This is a genomic window from Celeribacter sp. SCSIO 80838 (genome assembly GCF_056498065.1).
Genome location: NZ_JAZKMA010000001.1, coordinates 1,235,998 through 1,251,224, shown reverse-complemented (window position 1 = coordinate 1,251,224; position 15,227 = coordinate 1,235,998). Strand labels below are relative to the sequence as shown.

Here is a 15,227-nt window from a genome sequence, read left to right as displayed (position 1 = left end):
CCCCGAGAGGCGCCTTTCTTTTGCGATGTCCAAAACCTCAGTGACCGAGAATTTGCGACAGGAACAGTTTTGTCCGCTCCGATTTCGGATTGTTGAAGAACTCTTCCGGTTCGTTCTGTTCCACGATCTGGCCTTGGTCCATGAAAATCACGCGGTTTGCCACCTGACGGGCAAAGCCCATCTCGTGGGTCACACAAAGCATGGTCATGCCTTCTTCCGCGAGTTCGATCATGGTGTCGAGCACCTCCTTGATCATCTCCGGGTCGAGTGCAGAGGTCGGTTCGTCGAAGAGCATGATCCGCGGCTTCATGCAAAGCGAGCGGGCAATCGCCACACGCTGTTGCTGACCGCCCGACAGCATGCCGGGGTATTTGTGAGCCTGATCCGGGATTTTCACCTTCTCAAGGAAATGCATCGCGATTTCTTCCGCTTCGCGCTTCGGCGTCTTGCGGACCCACATCGGCGCGAGGGTGCAGTTTTCAAGGATCGTCAGATGCGGGAAGAGGTTGAAGTGCTGAAAGCACATGCCGACTTCCGAGCGGATCTTGTCGATGTTCTTGAGATCCGAAGTCAGCTCGGTCCCGTCGACGATAATCTTGCCCTGCTGGTGCTCTTCGAGGCGGTTGATGCAACGGATCATGGTGGATTTCCCGGAGCCGGACGGCCCCGCGATGACGATCCGCTCGCCCCGGTTCACGGTCAGGTTGATGTCACGGAGAACGTGGAATTCGCCGTACCATTTGTTCATGTTCGTGATCTGGATGGCCACCTCGTCGGAGACGGTCATGTTGGAACGGTCAATGGCGCGTTCGACAGCTTGAGACATGAGTGGTCTCCTTTCTTAACGATGATCGGTGCGGAGCTTGCGCTCCAGCCACTGAGAATAACGGGACATAGCAAAACAGCAGATCCAGAAGACCCCGCCGATGAAGATGAACAGCTCCCAATAGATACCGTTCCACGCTGCGTTGGCGCGAATGGCGTTGGAAAGGCCCAGCATGTCGTAGATGCCGATGAACATCACAAGGGTGGTGTCTTTGAACAGACCGATGAAGGTGTTCACGATGCCCGGGATGGAGATTTTCAACGCCTGCGGCATGATGATCAGACGCTGTGCTTTCCAGTAATCGAGACCCAAAGCGTCGGCCGCCTCATACTGGCCTTTCGGCAGGGCCGCGAGACCGCCACGGATCACCTCGGCCATGTAAGCCGACGAGAACAGCGTTACCATGATGATCACCCGCAAGGTGAGGTCAAACGTCGTGCCCGGCGGCAGGAAGTAGTTGAGCAACAGCGATGCGGTGAAAAGCAGGGTGATCAGCGGCACACCGCGGATGAACTCGATGAACCCCACACAGATGGTTTTCACGATGAACAGATCCGACTGACGACCAAGGGCTAGGACGATGCCGATGGGCAAAGAGAGCGCGATGCCGGAAATGCCGATGATCACACAGATCATGAAGCCGCCCAAGTCGCGGCTTTGCACCTCTTTCAGATGGCCCAACGGAGCAACGGAATTCAGTCCTTCGACCACGGAGGGACCGATAAACAGCCACCAGACAAGCGCCACGACAACCGCGGCAATGGCAGAGAGCGCCATGGAACCGAAACGGTCGACGAGTTTGAACGCGACGCCCGCAAGCGCAAAACCGACAGCCACGGACAAAACGCCCCAGATCGTGCCGCCCCAGACCAGCCAGACGAGCAGGAAGGGAAACGCCATCGTGAGGTACAGCATCTTGCGCGGCACCTTGTCGAACAGTACGGGCGCGAGCGAGGCCAGCATCAGGACGAATGCGAGATTGGCGCGCCAGTATTCCGTTTCCGGATAGAACCCGTAGAGCAACTGGTTCCAGCGTTCGTGAATCACCGCCCAACAGGCATAATGAGTGTTGCCATGCACCTCATTCATGATGTCGCGGCATTGGGCCAGCGAGTCCGCGTTCCATACGCCGCCGAAAATCCACGGCAGGGTGGCGGCGAGCACCTTATAAATCACGAACAGGGACACCAGCGTCAGGATCGTGTTGAACCAACCGGAGAACAGGTTGTCACGGGTCCAGCGGGTGAACCCGACCTGAGAGCGCGGCGCGGGTTGCTGATCCAGCATCTCCTTGCGCACATAAGCGAGGGATTTTGTCGTTTGGCTCATCTCAACGCTCCTTCAGCTTCACGGATTTGTTGTAGATGTTCATGCCCGAGGAAATGATCAGGCTGACGATCAGATAGATCAGCATCATCAACAGCATGCATTCCAGCTCTCGCCCCGTGGTGTTGAGCGTGGTGCCACCCAGCGTCGAGCGAAGGTCCATATAGCCCACGGCCAGCGCGAGCGAGGAGTTCTTCGTCAGGTTCAGGTATTGCGAGATCAGCGGCGGGATGATGACGCGAAGCGCCTGCGGCAGGATCACGAGATTCATCGTCCAGGAAGGGCGCAGCCCCAAGGCAAAAGCGGCTTCAGTCTGGCCTTTCGAGATCGCGAGAATCCCCGAACGAACGATCTCAGCAATGAAGGAACCGGTGTAGAAACTCAGCGCCAGCCACAGCGCCAGCATCGAGTTGCGCATGTGCAGGCCACCCCCAAAGTTGAAGCCTTTAAGCTCCGGATACGACAGGGTGATCGGGCGGTCCATCACAAAATAGACGAGGATCGAGGGCACGAAAAAGATCGCCAGCTTGATCCAGAAATTCGGCAGGATCTGCCCGGTCGTCTCAAAGCGACGTCGGGAATATTTGCCGAAAGCCCAGATGCCCAGAAGCGACAAAAGGAAGGTGATGATCACAAAAACCGATCCATCGCCCCAAACGGGCGCCGGGATGTAGGTCCCGCGATTGGTCACCGCCACACTGTCCCAAAGCCACATGGAAGCCGCCGGATCATCGCCCCGGAAGGCCCGCGGTGCCGGGAGTGCTTCGGAGAGCACCGCCATGAAGGCGAGAATCCACAATAGCACCGGAATGTTGCGGAAGCTCTCGACATAAAAGGTCATGATCCGCGCCGTCAGCCAGTTTTTGGAGAGGCGCAGAACCCCCGCGATGACCCCGATGCTCGTCGCAAGGATACAGCCCAGAACGGCGATCAGAAGCGTGTTGAGCAACCCCACCAAGGTCGCTCGCCAATGCGGATCGTCAGAGGTGTAAGGAATGATTTGTTGGTTGATGTCATAGGCCGCGCGGTTGAACAGGAAGCCAAAGTCGATGTTCTTGTCCAAAGCCGAGAGGTTGATGATCGTGTTGCGAATGAGAAAGGCCGCGATCAACATGAACGCGAGCATCGCAACCACCTGAATGGTGATCGAACGATAGCGCGTGTCATAGATCAGCTGGCTGAGCCGGAACCCTTGGTCCTTCGGCGGATCTGATAGTGTCGTCATGACAGACGGTCCCCTGATTTAGATAAGCTCTCCCCGCGCCCGGGTTTGGTTCCCGTTCGTAGAAATGGTCTTCTTGGAAATGAGCAGAGCTGAAAGGCAAAGGGCGCAGATTTCTCCGCGCCCTTCCCTTTAGATGGTCTTAGCGGAAGGGCGGCGAGTAGATCAGGCCGCCTTCGGTCCACTGAGCGTTCAGGCCACGAGCCAGACCCACCGGGGTGTTCTCACCGATGTTTTTCTCGAAGCTTTCTCCATAGTTACCAACTTGGGTGATGATGTTCAGAGCCCAGGCATTGTCGAGACCGAGCATCGCGCCCAGCTCACCTTCGACACCCAGAAGACGGTTGATCTCCGGGTTTTCGGTGCCTTTCGCCAGCTCGGTGGCGTTGGCGGAGGTCACGCCGTATTCTTCGGCAGCGATCATCGCGTTGAGCGACCAGCGCACGATGTCGCCCCAGTTGTCATCGCCATGACGCACGAGCGGACCGAGCGGCTCTTTGGAGATGATTTCCGGCAAAACGACATAGCCTTCCGGGTTCTCGAAGGACGCGCGGGAGGCGGCCAGAGCGGAAGCGTCGGTGGTGTACACGTCGCAAGCGCCGGCAAGGAACTGGGTCTGAGCTTCGGTGAAGCTTTCCACCGGAACCGGTTCGTATTCCATGTTGTTCACACGGAAGTAGTCGGCGAGGTTGAGCTCGGTCGTGGTGCCGGTTTCGATACACACGGTTGCGCCGCCCAGCTCTTTCGCGGAGGACACGCCGAGATCTTTCGGGACCATGAAGCCCTGACCGTCGTAGTAGTTCACACCGATGAAGGTGTTTTTCAGGTCGACGTCACGCGAGAAGGTCCAGGTGGTGTTGCGGGCCAGCATGTCGACTTCGCCGGAGGCCAGCGCGGTGAAACGCACGGCCGACGTCAGCGGGGTGTATTCGACCGCTTCGGAATCACCAAAGATCGCGGCGGCGACAGCGCGGCACACGTCCACGTCGAAACCGACGAATTTGCCGCTTGCATCCGGCGCAGCAAAACCCGGGGTGCCCGGGTTCACGCCACATTTCAGCACGCCGCGCTCTTTCACGGCGGCGAGCGTGGAGGAATCCTGGGCCATCGCGGTGCCGGCAGCCAGACCTGCCAGCGTCAGCGCGCCAAGAAATACGGATTTTTTCATATTTACCTCTTCCTGATACTGCGCCTTTGACAGGCGCTTCTACCGGTCCTCCCTGTGGACCGGGGGCGATATCGAAATGAGCAAATGCTCTTTCAATGGGCTTAGTTTGGGAGAATTCATTCCAAGACGTCAAGGCCACGATCACAATTATGCATGACCTCTGCGTATTTGATCAAATTCATGGCAGATATGCGCGACGATTGGGCTTTGCTGGCCACCCAGCGCCGCTTAATTGACCACGCGGTAAAACAGCGCCGCCTGAAGAAAGCTCTGACGCTTGATCTCAGCCGCCTCTGTCGCCTCTTCATCTTCGCCCCATTGTTCGGTCTGGAACGCTTCATCTATCCGCGATAGCCTCCAGGCCTCTTCCGGCGCCAGCCGCCCCTCGATCACCGCAAAGCCGAGAAGCAACGAGCCGGAAAGCGCCACCAAATCATGGAAGGCCGCGAGTTCAAAGGCGTTGAGCGCATGGGTTCTGCGACGCAATGCCTCAAGCGCGTCCGTCGCCTGCGGGGCATGCATCACCCCCGCGCGTGGCTCCAAACGTACCCCAAGAACCTCCGACGCCCAATCCAGCAGCGGGTCCCAGCCCTCCGCCTGACGCTCCACCAACTCGCGCGGATGCTCGGCCCGGTAGCACAGAAGATCGCTGTCGCCGTAATCCGACAGCATATCGGCGACCTCGGCATGCTGCACCGCCACTTTGTCGATCGCGGCATTGGCACCACGGGTTGCAGGCATTGTGTTGGGATCAATCGTGCTTTCCTGCGCGTCCCATTCGGCGGCGATCAGCTCGGCCAAGGCCCTGGTCGGCAGAACGAGCGGGGCCTTCGCGGGCGTCCGAACCGGACGCCCGTCGAGATGCACGGTGAACCCGCCCTCCGTTTCCGCCACGGTGGTGTCTTTCCAAAACCGCTTCGCCGCCCATTCCGCCATGTTCAGTCCTTCCAAATCGTCTCAAGCGCGGCGTCGAGTTGCCCGAAGTTGTCCAGCACGGTCGCGGCCCCTGCCCCGATCAATGCCTCGCGCCCATGATAGCCCCAGCTGACGCCAATGCCCTTGCACCGCGCCGCGCGGGCCATTTCCATATCGTAGGTTGTATCGCCAATGACCACCGCCTCGGAGGCATCTACCCCCGTGTCCACGAGACAGCTCATCACCATGGACGGATGCGGTTTCGACGGGTGATCGTCGGCGCTTTGCGTCGTCACGAAGAGATCCGCGAAATCCCAACTTTCGAGCAAGGCCGTCAAACCGCGTCGGCTCTTGCCCGTCGCAATCGCCAGATACAGATCGTCACGCGCCGCCAGTCGGCGCACCGCCTCTTCGGCGCCGGGATAAAGCGGCGAGGCCGCCGCGCCCTGTGCCAGACGATGGGTGTGGAACGCGTCTTTGTAGGCGTCAACCATGTGGCCCAGCGTAGCGTCATCGGCATTGCGGGCCAGCTCACGCACCGCCAGCGGCAGGGACAATCCCACGATGGACAGGATCGCATCCCGATCCGGCACCGGCAGGCCCACCGCCTCAAACGCCGCCGTCATGGACAGGACGATATGCGCCTGACTGTCGACCAGCGTGCCGTCCACGTCGAAAATGACGAGCTTCATCCCCGCAGATCCTCGAACGGGTCTTCTGCGGCAAGGTCTTCGGTCCAGCCGAACGTGTCCCAGCTGTGTTTCATATGATCCGGCAGCGGCGCCGTCACGGAGATGATCTTTTTCGTCACCGGGTGCTCGAACCGCAACATCCGCGCATGGAGATGCAGTTTCTTCGAGATGATCCCACCAAGCTGCGCGCCCCAGCCATCGCCGAGGTTTTCCTGACCGGAGCCGCCATACTTGCCATCGCCGATGATCGGATGCCCGATCTCCGCCATATGCGCGCGGAGCTGGTGCGTGCGGCCGGTGATCGGCTCCATCGCCACCCAAGATGCCCGCGATCCGACGCGGTAGAGCGTGGCGTATAGCGTCTGCGCCCGTTTCGCGCCCGGCGTCGCATCGACATCGCGGGGATGAACCGCGATCATCTTTTCGCCCTCGCCCGACTTGCCGCGACCGGGGGCTTTGACCAACCCGTATTTGATTTCGCCAAGATAGGGCGTCGGCACACCCGCGACGAGCGCCCAGTAAATCTTGCGCGTGTTCTTGTGGCGGAAGGCCTCGGTGAGCTTCGAGGCAATCGCTGGCGTGCGCGCCAAGGCCAGAACGCCGGAGGTGTCCTTGTCGAGCCGGTGAACAAGCCGCGGCTTTTCGGGAAAATCGCCCTGAAGCGCCACGGACAGCCCATCGACATGGCGGGTCTGTTTCGATCCGCCCTGCGTCGGCAGGCCCGCCGGTTTGTTGATCACGATCAGATATTCGTCCTGATAGATCACCGCATCGCGCATCATCTGCGCATCGGCTTTCGAGACCTTATCCGTATCACGTTGCGGCTTCGGCGCATTTTCATCGGGCAGCGGCGGCACGCGGATCGCCATCCCCGGCCCCACCCGCGTATTCGATTTCACCCGCGCGCCATCGACACGGATCTCGCCTTTGCGGCACATTTTTTCGATGTTGCCCTGCGTCACCTGCGGGAACATTTTGCGGAACCAACGGTCGAGCCGCTGCTCCGGTTGATCGTCGCCAATCGTAATTGTCTGAACTGCGCTCATGCGTAGAAACTCCTTGCGGCGAAGAGGCCAAGGGCGATCCCGCCAAGCGCCAAAACCAGCGTCCCCGCCACATAAGCGAGGGCAAGCCCGGTCTCGCCGCGCTCGAAAATGGTCAGCGTATCGAGCGAGAAGGCCGAATAGGTGGTAAACCCGCCCAGCATCCCGGTCATCAACAGCGGGGCAAAGCGGTTGCCGTTTTCATGCGCAAGCGCCACGACGACGACACCCATGAGAAAAGAGCCGAGGAAATTCACGAACATCGTGTTCCACGGAAAGCTCTTGCCCACGAGATGGGTCATCGCGAGACCGGACAGATAGCGTGCCGATGCGCCGACTGCGCCGCCCAATGCGACCTGGATCAATGGTGCCATGTCATCCTCTTCAGTTGCCCGTGTTCCTGTGGGGGAAGGCTCCGAATGTCAACCGCCCCGTTGTTTGCGCAGCTTGTCGAAATAGGCCACCCGCTTGGCCAGATCGCGTTCGAACCCGCGTTCGACCGGTTTGTAAAACTGTGTGCGCGGGAGCGTGTCGGGGAAGTAATTCTGCCCGGAAAACCCATCCTCCACATCGTGATCATAGGCATAGCCCTCGCCATAGCCCTGTTCCGACATAAGCTTCGTCGGCGCGTTCAGGATGTGTTTGGGCGGCGGTTCCGAGCCGGTCTTGCGCGCTGCGGCCCGCGCCGCTTTGAAGGCGGTGTAGACCGCGTTCGATTTCGGCGCGAGGGCGAGGTAGACGACACATTGCGCCAGCGCCAACTCGCCTTCCGGAGACCCAAGCCGTTCATAGGTTTCCCAGGCATGCAGCGCGACCGTGTGCGCCTGTGGATCGGCTAGCTGGATGTCTTCGATCGCCATGCGAAGCATGCGTCGCGCGAGGTATCGTGGGTCTTCGCCGCCCTCCAGCATTCGCGACAGCCAGTAAAGCGCGGCATCCGGGTCGGAACCGCGCACGGATTTATGCAGCGCAGAAATGAGATTGTAATGCTCGTCGCCGCTTTTGTCGTATTTCGACGCGCGTCGCATGAGCCGTTTGCCGAGCTGCTCCGGATCGAGCGGGGTCTCGACCTTCCACGCGGCGATTTGTTCGATCAGGTTCAAAAGCGTACGCCCGTCGCCATCGGCCATCTCATAGAGCGCGAAGCGGGCCATGTCGGTGAGCGGCAGGGTCTTGTCCAACTCCCGCTCCGCCCGTTCGGTCAGCTGTGCAAGGTCCTCATGTGTCAGGCGGGTCAGCACCATGACCTGCGCCCGGGACAGAACAGCGGCGTTCAACTCGAAAGACGGGTTCTCCGTGGTCGCGCCCACAAGGAGGATTGTGCCATCCTCCATATGCGGCAGGAAACTGTCCTGCTGCGCCTTGTTGAACCGGTGAATCTCGTCGACGAACAGAAGCGTCCCCTGCCCGTTCGCGCGTCTGAGTTTGGCCGCCTCGAACACTTTGCGCAGCTCCGGCACCCCGGAGAAAATCGCGGAAATCTGGACGAAATGTAAATCCGTCTCATCCGCCAGAAGCCGCGCGATGGTGGTCTTCCCCACCCCCGGCGGCCCCCAGAAAATGATCGACGAGAGCGCCCCGGCGGCCAGCATCACGCCCAGAGGCGCCTCGGGACCGAGCACCTGTTGCTGGCCGATGACTTCCGACAAATGCTTCGGGCGCAACCGGTCGGCCAGCGGCCGCGGCGCGGCGCTGTGCTTCGGGGGCGTATCATCGGAAGAGAACAGATCGGCCATGGCCGGAGGTTACGCCGCTTGCGCGGCGCGGGAAAGAGGGATCGGGGCCAAAATGCAGCGTTTTGGCCCCTTTCTCAGACGCATAGGATCAGTGCAGTTTGTTGATCAGATTGATGCGCATGCAGGCGTTGCGCGCACCGCCGATGTCCATCACCGGACCGATCACGTCAATGTCGAGCCCGACACGACGCCCCCAACGATTGCCGTTCTCCGGGATCAGACAGATGACCGAGGTGGCGCCAAGCTCACGCGCGGAATTGGTCATTTCCCCGATCAAACTCATCTGGACTTTGAGACGGGATTTTGCAGGCACGCGCGGCGAGACGAAAATGCGGCTCGACTCCCAGACATGCTCCGCAACCGGGGCCTCGTCGAACAGCAGATCCGACGGGATGCTGTCGAGAAGTCCGCGTTGGGCATCGCGGATCATGTAGGAATAAATGCCACATCGCGTGGTCGTGGGCGTCAAGCGGATACCGGCCAACACGTCGCCAAACTCGTGAACCGCGATCCAACGGGACGCGGGCGTGTCGTATTGATCGTATTCCATGCCATCCGCTTGGGGCAGATCCCATTTCGCGTGCTGGATAAACGTTTCGTGTCTCGCGCGAAGCATGTTAGCGAAAAGATCGCCGTGGTTGTGCAGATTGGCAAAAGAAAGCGTGGTGGTTTGCATGATACGTCTCCGGTGTTGGTTGATTTCTTCAACGCAACGCGGGAGCGAGCACCGTCACAACAGCTTGATCTCCTTGGCTTTTTGAATGGCTTCCGAGGTCGTCCGGGCCATGAGACGTTCCCGGGCAGAAACGAGGCGCGCTTTGAGAGCGCTCTCCGAGATCCCGAGCTTGGCCGCGGCTGCTGCGTGACGATCACCGCCCGCGATGCACCGGAGGGCCTGAATTTGGGCCTGTGTCAGATCTGTTTCCGGCTCAGAGATTTCATGCAGAGTGCGCACGATGGTCACGATTTTCGAGATCTCCTGATCCGTGAACTCGCGATCGGCCCGGGCGCAACCCACAATGCTTCGTGACTGAACCGGCCCACAGGACACGGCAACACCGTAGTTCAGGCCGAATTCGGCGGCCTGCCTCCAAATTTGGAATGGATCGGGGAGTTCTATTTCGCTCCACCTTGTAGCCCCTTCGCAACTCAACCCCCAGGCGATCATCGGGTCCCTTAACGCATAGGCGTTCGCCGCATAATGCTCGAGCCATTTCGGATCGTAGTTCGCTTCGGCGACCAGAGGCGAGGCGAAACGGATGTGCAACCCGGCGGAATAGCCTACGGGAGATGCAGCGCGAAGCTGGGCAAACAGTCTATTGAGTTCTGTCGTGTCACGCATGGGGAAAAACATTTTTGTTACGAAAGGAGTGACAACCATAAGGAGATCACCCTTAGGATGAGTAAACCAAAGAGTCAGATTTTGAAAGTCAAAATGACATCACATAGTGAATAGACCGGAAGCCTCCGCAAGACTGCACATTTTCGAGGCCCTGCCCGTCAAAGAAAAAGCCCCGCCGAAGCGGAGCTTTTTGAAAGTGTTGAGAAAACTGAAATCAGTCTTCGTCGGCCATCGCAGCTTCTTCGGCTTCGAGGCGGGCTTTGTCAGCGGCACCTTTGGCCGCCGGATCGCGGTCCACGAGTTCGATGATCGCCATCGGAGCCATGTCGCCGTAGCGGAAGCCAGCTTTCAGAACGCGGGTGTAACCACCGGCGCGCCCAGCGTAGCGCGGGCCCAGAACTTCGAAGAGTTTCGCGACGTCTTTGTCTTGTTTCAGCTGAGCGGCCGCCTGACGACGGGCGTGCAGATCGCCACGTTTGCCGAGGGTGATCAGCTTGTCCATGATGCGCTTGAGCTCTTTGGCTTTCGGCAGCGTGGTTTTGATTTGTTCGTGCTCAATGAGCGAGCCAGCCATGTTGGAGAACATCGCTTTGCGGTGTTCGTGGGTCCGGTTGAGGCGGCGGTAACCTTTAGCGTGACGCATTTTCTATCTCCTTAGCGTGTTTTGCTTTGTCTGACCGGCGATGCGTGTCACCGGTTCTCCTTGGGGCGGAATGCCCGGGTCTTCGGTGGGCAAAATGCCCGGATTTGAGGGTCGGCAAAGCGTCGGACTTTTGTCGGACAAACGTCGGACCTTTTACCGACCCTCAAAATTTCACTCAGAACTGGTCTTCGAATTTCTTCGCCAGCTCTTCGATGTTCTCAGGCGGCCACTCTTCGACATCCATGCCGAGGTGCAGGCCCATGCCGGACAGAACCTCTTTGATCTCGTTGAGCGACTTGCGGCCGAAGTTCGGGGTGCGGAGCATCTCGGCTTCGGTTTTCTGGATCAGATCGCCGATGTAAACGATGTTGTCGTTTTTCAGGCAGTTCGCAGACCGGACAGACAGTTCCAGCTCGTCCACTTTCTTCAGGAGAAGCGGGTTGAACTCGAGACCATCGTCTTCTTCCTGACGACCAGCCGATTCCGGCTCGTCGAAGTTCACGAAGATGCCCAGTTGATCCTGAAGGATGCGCGCAGCATAGGCCACGGCGTCTTCCGGGGTCACGGAGCCGTCGGTTTCGATTTTCATCGTCAGCTTGTCATAGTCGAGCACCTGACCTTCACGGGTCGGCTGCACGTCGTAGGACACTTTCTTGACCGGCGAATAGATCGCATCGACCGGGATCAGGCCGATCGGCGCATCTTCCGGTTTGTTCTTGTCGGCAGAGACATAGCCTTTGCCGGTGTTGACCGTCAGCTCCATGAACAGATCGGCGCCATCGTCGAGGTGGCAGATCACGTGATCCTTGTTCAGGACCTCGATGCCAGCCGATTCGGAAATGTCACCGGCGGTCACGACCATCGGACCTTTGGCGGAGATCGAGAGACGCTTCGGCCCTTCGACTTCCATGCGCAGCGACACGCCTTTGAGGTTCAGGATGACGTCGGTGACGTCTTCACGCACGCCCGCGACCGAGGAGAACTCGTGCAGGACGTTGTCGATCTGAACGGAGGTGATGGCCGCGCCTTGCAGCGACGACATCAGCACGCGACGCAGCGCGTTGCCCAGTGTCAGACCGAAGCCGCGCTCGAGCGGTTCGGCAACGATGGTCGCCTGACGTGCCGGTTCGTTGCCCGGTTTCACTTCAAGCTGTTGCGGTTTAATGAGCTCGGCCCAATTCTTGTGGATCATGCTGGTGCCTCCATTCTTGTTCTAACGCCCATGTCCTAAAGCGAAAGAACGCCCGAGGGGTCTCAAAACGCAAAAACGGACCGCGGGCAAACATGGCCCGCGATCCAAAAATCGTAACTTCGATTACACCCGACGACGTTTCGGCGGGCGGCAACCGTTGTGTGCAATCGGGGTGACGTCGCGGATGGACGTGATGTTGAAGCCGACAGCCGCCAGAGCGCGCAGAGCGGACTCACGGCCAGAGCCGGGGCCCTGAACTTCGACTTCGAGGGTTTTCACGCCGTGATCCTGAGCTTTTTTACCCGCGTCTTCGGCTGCCATCTGAGCAGCGTAGGGCGTGGATTTCCGGGAGCCTTTGAAGCCCATGGTGCCAGCGGACGACCAGGAGATCGCGTTGCCTTGCACGTCGGAGATCAGGATTTTGGTGTTGTTGAAGGTGGAGTTCACGTGAGCAACGCCAGCGGCGATGTTCTTGGAAACTTTTTTCTTCGCAGTACGACGAGTATCGCGTGCCATGTTTCAGATCTCCCCTTATTTCTTCTTACCAGCGATGGCCTTTGCCGGGCCTTTGCGGGTGCGAGCGTTGGTGTGGGTGCGCTGACCGCGAACCGGGAGGTTCCGGCGGTGACGCAGGCCGCGGTAGCAGCCGAGGTCCATGAGACGCTTGATGTTCATCTGGGTTTCACGACGAAGATCGCCTTCGACGGTGTAGTTCGCGTCGATGTGCTCGCGGATGGCGAGGACTTCGGCGTCGGACAGCTCGTTGACACGACGGGTGAGGTCGATGCCGACGGCTTCGCAGATGGCGACGGCAGAGGTGTTACCAATGCCCGTGATATAGGTGAGCGCGATCGGAACGCGCTTGGCGGTCGGGATGTTGACGCCGGCGATACGTGCCACGTTGACTTTCCTTTCGTTGCGGTTCCGTAACCCCGGAACCTTTTTTCACAACGGAAGCTCGCGGGGGGTCCCTCGCGAGCGACAGCTGAATTCAGGTGATGATTGCGTCCGGGCGAACATGCGTTGAAACGACCCGTTTGCGAATCTTTTACCCCAGAGGGGATGGGTTGCCATAGAGGCGAATCGCCGGAGGGTCAAGGCCTTCCGGCGATTGAAGTCTTCAGGCCAGCGCCTTTGCAATATCCGCAGTGACCTGGTCCATGCTCTGAAGACCGTCAACGGTCTTCAGATCGCCCTTGGCGTAGTAGTAGCCAATGAGCGGAGAGGTCTTTTTGTAATATTCCATCAGCCGGATCTTGACGCTCTCTTCGTTGTCGTCGGCGCGCACCGGCTTGCCAGCGGCGGCGGCTTCGACGGCGCGATTGACGATGCGCTTGACCAGCGTCTCGTCATCGACTTCGAGCAGGATCACCGCCTCGAGCTGGGCGCCGTTGCGGGACAGCAGCTCGTTGAGCGCGTCCGCCTGACCCAGAGTGCGCGGGAAACCGTCGAAGATGAACCCGCCGGCGGAGCCGTGCTGGATTTTCTCTTCGATCAGGCCGATCACGATTTCGTCGGTCACAAGCTGACCGGCATCCATGATCGCCGCGACCTTTTTGCCCATTTCGGTGCCGGAGGTGCGTGCTTCGCGCAGCATGTCCCCGGTCGAAAGCTGCACCATGCCCCGCTCCTCCACGAGACGTTGTGCCTGAGTTCCCTTGCCCGCACCCGGCGGTCCAAGCAGAATAATATTCATCGTCTTGTTGTCCCTCTTTTGCTGCGCTTCCTCCCACGCAGCTGAGATTTCTCGATCAGCCCCTCATACTGGTGTGCCAGCAGGTGGGACTGGATTTGCTGAATCGTGTCCATCGTCACCGATACCACAATCAACACAGAAGTGCCGCCAAAGTAAAAGGGAATGGCGAACTGGCTGCGCAGAATTTCCGGCAACAGACAAACTGCGGCCAAATAGGCGGAGCCGATCACGAGGAGACGGGCCACGATGTAATCGAGGTGTTCCTCGGTCTTCTTCCCCGGACGGATGCCGGGAATGAACCCGTTCTGGTTCTTCAGGTTCTTGGCCACGTCTTCCGATTTGAAGGCGACGTTGGCGGTGTAGAAATAGGCGAAGAAGACGATCATCACCGTGAAGAACAGAAGGTAAAGCGGCTGACCCGGCCCGAAATAGGCGAGGATCGTGGACATCACCGGACCGACATCGCTTTGCCCCGAGAAGGTCGCGATGGTGGTCGGCAAGAGCAGCAGCGAGGAGGCGAAGATCGCCGGGATCACGCCCGCCGGGTTCACCTTGATCGGCAGGTGCGACGACTGCGCGTCATAGATTTTCATGCCCTGCTGGCGACGCGGGTACTGGATATGCACCTTGCGCAGCGCGCGTTCCATGAAGACCACGAAGGCGATCACGGCCACGACCATGGCGATCACGATCAGCGTCACGAAGGGAGAGATCGCACCGGAGCGGCCGGAGGCGAAGAACTGCGCCAGAGCGCTGGGGATCTCGGCGACGATGCCGACGAAGATGATCAGCGAGATGCCGTTGCCAATGCCGCGATTGGTGATCTGCTCACCGAGCCACATCAGGAACATGGTGCCGCCGACGAGGGTGATCACGACGCCCGCGCGGAAATACCAACCCGGATCGTGGGCGAGGTTCCCGGCCTCAAGCGAGGCGGCGAGACCGTAAGCCTGGAACAGCGCCAGAGCGACCGTGCCGAACCGGGTGTATTGGTTGATCTTCTTGCGCCCCGCTTCGCCCTCTTTCTTGAGGTTCTCGAGCGAGGGAACCATCGAGGTCAGAAGCTGGACGATGATGGAGGCGGAGATGTAGGGCATGATGCCGAGGGCAAAAATCCCCATCCGGCCGAGCGCGCCGCCGGTGAACATCGACAGAATACCGCCGAGGCCCGAGGCCGCCTGATCCATGAAGTCTTTGAGCGCGTTGCCGTCGATGCCCGGCACCGGGATGAAGGTCCCGAGACGGTAGACGATCAACAGACCGATGGTGAAAAAGATACGCTGGCGAAGCTCCTTGGCCTTCCCGAGGGTGCCCCAGTCGAGGTTCGCCGCCATTTGTTCTGCTGCGGATGCCATATGGTCTCTCTATTCACGTCAGCGCCGCCCGTCCGGCTTTCCGGGGGGCGGCGCTTGGAAAACTCAGGTCT

17 protein-coding genes are annotated in these 15,227 nt (G+C 59.5%); all 17 read right to left on the bottom strand.

Translation table 11 applies throughout. The features are described from left to right. Positions 1-37: 37 nt before the first annotated feature. Positions 38-826, bottom strand: a complete 789-nt coding sequence (locus tag V1475_RS06215; protein ID WP_434289235.1) for an amino acid ABC transporter ATP-binding protein — start codon at positions 824-826, stop codon at positions 38-40. A gap of 15 nt (positions 827-841) precedes the next feature. Continuing rightward, complete coding sequence (locus tag V1475_RS06210) at positions 842-2,155, bottom strand: amino acid ABC transporter permease (protein WP_479412025.1); 1,314 nt, start codon at positions 2,153-2,155, stop codon at positions 842-844. A gap of 1 nt (position 2,156) precedes the next feature. Further along, a complete protein-coding gene (locus tag V1475_RS06205) occupies positions 2,157-3,377 on the bottom strand; it encodes an amino acid ABC transporter permease (protein ID WP_479412024.1) in 1,221 nt (406 codons plus the stop codon). Positions 3,378-3,516: 139 nt separating this feature from the next. Then, on the bottom strand, positions 3,517-4,542 hold the full coding sequence (locus V1475_RS06200) for an amino acid ABC transporter substrate-binding protein (RefSeq protein WP_434289240.1): 1,026 nt from the start codon (positions 4,540-4,542) through the stop codon (positions 3,517-3,519). Positions 4,543-4,770: 228 nt separating this feature from the next. Further along, complete coding sequence (locus V1475_RS06195) at positions 4,771-5,478, bottom strand: ATP12 family chaperone protein (RefSeq protein ID WP_479412023.1); 708 nt, start codon at positions 5,476-5,478, stop codon at positions 4,771-4,773. Positions 5,479-5,480: 2 nt separating this feature from the next. After that, positions 5,481-6,149: an HAD-IA family hydrolase gene (locus V1475_RS06190; RefSeq protein WP_479412022.1), complete on the bottom strand. Its 669-nt coding sequence runs from the start codon at positions 6,147-6,149 to the stop codon at positions 5,481-5,483. Beyond that, positions 6,146-7,195, bottom strand: coding sequence for an RluA family pseudouridine synthase (locus tag V1475_RS06185; protein ID WP_479412021.1), 1,050 nt, complete (start codon positions 7,193-7,195; stop codon positions 6,146-6,148). The genes V1475_RS06190 and V1475_RS06185 overlap by 4 nt, the downstream gene beginning before the upstream one ends. Then, positions 7,192-7,566, bottom strand: a complete 375-nt coding sequence (gene crcB, locus V1475_RS06180) for a fluoride efflux transporter CrcB (RefSeq protein WP_479412020.1) — start codon at positions 7,564-7,566, stop codon at positions 7,192-7,194. Before crcB ends, V1475_RS06185 begins: the two co-directional genes overlap by 4 nt. Positions 7,567-7,614: 48 nt before the next feature. Continuing rightward, a complete protein-coding gene (locus V1475_RS06175; RefSeq protein ID WP_479412019.1) occupies positions 7,615-8,928 on the bottom strand; it encodes a replication-associated recombination protein A in 1,314 nt (437 codons plus the stop codon). Between the two features lie 88 nt (positions 8,929-9,016). Next, positions 9,017-9,604 carry an acyl-homoserine-lactone synthase gene (locus V1475_RS06170; protein WP_434289247.1) on the bottom strand — a complete coding sequence of 196 codons (588 nt, stop codon included), beginning with the start codon at positions 9,602-9,604 and terminating at the stop codon, positions 9,017-9,019. A gap of 54 nt (positions 9,605-9,658) precedes the next feature. Then, the gene (locus tag V1475_RS06165; protein ID WP_479412018.1) at positions 9,659-10,270 is read right to left on the bottom strand and encodes an autoinducer binding domain-containing protein; all 612 of its coding nucleotides are present in this window, start codon (positions 10,268-10,270) and stop codon (positions 9,659-9,661) included. A gap of 214 nt (positions 10,271-10,484) precedes the next feature. After that, on the bottom strand, positions 10,485-10,913 hold the full coding sequence (gene rplQ, locus V1475_RS06160) for a 50S ribosomal protein L17 (RefSeq protein ID WP_479412017.1): 429 nt from the start codon (positions 10,911-10,913) through the stop codon (positions 10,485-10,487). Positions 10,914-11,088: 175 nt separating this feature from the next. Continuing rightward, positions 11,089-12,105: a DNA-directed RNA polymerase subunit alpha gene (locus V1475_RS06155; protein WP_434289251.1), complete on the bottom strand. Its 1,017-nt coding sequence runs from the start codon at positions 12,103-12,105 to the stop codon at positions 11,089-11,091. Between the two features lie 123 nt (positions 12,106-12,228). After that, complete coding sequence (gene rpsK, locus V1475_RS06150) at positions 12,229-12,621, bottom strand: 30S ribosomal protein S11 (protein ID WP_434289253.1); 393 nt, start codon at positions 12,619-12,621, stop codon at positions 12,229-12,231. Positions 12,622-12,636: 15 nt separating this feature from the next. Then, on the bottom strand, positions 12,637-13,005 hold the full coding sequence (gene rpsM / locus V1475_RS06145) for a 30S ribosomal protein S13 (RefSeq protein ID WP_167601451.1): 369 nt from the start codon (positions 13,003-13,005) through the stop codon (positions 12,637-12,639). 220 nt (positions 13,006-13,225) lie between these two features. After that, complete coding sequence (locus V1475_RS06140) at positions 13,226-13,801, bottom strand: adenylate kinase (protein ID WP_434289255.1); 576 nt, start codon at positions 13,799-13,801, stop codon at positions 13,226-13,228. Beyond that, entirely contained in the window at positions 13,798-15,156 is a 1,359-nt protein-coding gene (gene secY / locus V1475_RS06135) for a preprotein translocase subunit SecY (RefSeq protein ID WP_434289256.1), read from the bottom strand. The genes V1475_RS06140 and secY overlap by 4 nt, the downstream gene beginning before the upstream one ends. Positions 15,157-15,227 lie beyond the last annotated feature (71 nt).

Excerpts from the sequence above, each read along its gene's own strand:
- V1475_RS06185 (WP_479412021.1), bottom strand. The coding sequence starts at position 7,195 with ATGAGCGCAGTTCAGACAATTACGATTGGCGACGATCAACCGGAGCAG.
- V1475_RS06175 (WP_479412019.1), bottom strand. The coding sequence starts at position 8,928 with ATGGCCGATCTGTTCTCTTCCGATGATACGCCCCCGAAGCACAGCGCC.
- secY (WP_434289256.1), bottom strand. The coding sequence starts at position 15,156 with ATGGCATCCGCAGCAGAACAAATGGCGGCGAACCTCGACTGGGGCACC.
- V1475_RS06190 (WP_479412022.1), bottom strand. The coding sequence starts at position 6,149 with ATGAAGCTCGTCATTTTCGACGTGGACGGCACGCTGGTCGACAGTCAG.
- V1475_RS06170 (WP_434289247.1), bottom strand. The coding sequence starts at position 9,604 with ATGCAAACCACCACGCTTTCTTTTGCCAATCTGCACAACCACGGCGAT.
- crcB (WP_479412020.1), bottom strand. The coding sequence starts at position 7,566 with ATGGCACCATTGATCCAGGTCGCATTGGGCGGCGCAGTCGGCGCATCG.
- V1475_RS06215 (WP_434289235.1), bottom strand. The coding sequence starts at position 826 with ATGTCTCAAGCTGTCGAACGCGCCATTGACCGTTCCAACATGACCGTC.
- V1475_RS06155 (WP_434289251.1), bottom strand. The coding sequence starts at position 12,105 with ATGATCCACAAGAATTGGGCCGAGCTCATTAAACCGCAACAGCTTGAA.
- V1475_RS06200 (WP_434289240.1), bottom strand. The coding sequence starts at position 4,542 with ATGAAAAAATCCGTATTTCTTGGCGCGCTGACGCTGGCAGGTCTGGCT.
- rplQ (WP_479412017.1), bottom strand. The coding sequence starts at position 10,913 with ATGCGTCACGCTAAAGGTTACCGCCGCCTCAACCGGACCCACGAACAC.
- V1475_RS06140 (WP_434289255.1), bottom strand. The coding sequence starts at position 13,801 with ATGAATATTATTCTGCTTGGACCGCCGGGTGCGGGCAAGGGAACTCAG.
- V1475_RS06195 (WP_479412023.1), bottom strand. The coding sequence starts at position 5,478 with ATGGCGGAATGGGCGGCGAAGCGGTTTTGGAAAGACACCACCGTGGCG.
- V1475_RS06165 (WP_479412018.1), bottom strand. The coding sequence starts at position 10,270 with ATGCGTGACACGACAGAACTCAATAGACTGTTTGCCCAGCTTCGCGCT.
- V1475_RS06205 (WP_479412024.1), bottom strand. The coding sequence starts at position 3,377 with ATGACGACACTATCAGATCCGCCGAAGGACCAAGGGTTCCGGCTCAGC.
- rpsK (WP_434289253.1), bottom strand. The coding sequence starts at position 12,621 with ATGGCACGCGATACTCGTCGTACTGCGAAGAAAAAAGTTTCCAAGAAC.
- V1475_RS06210 (WP_479412025.1), bottom strand. The coding sequence starts at position 2,155 with ATGAGCCAAACGACAAAATCCCTCGCTTATGTGCGCAAGGAGATGCTG.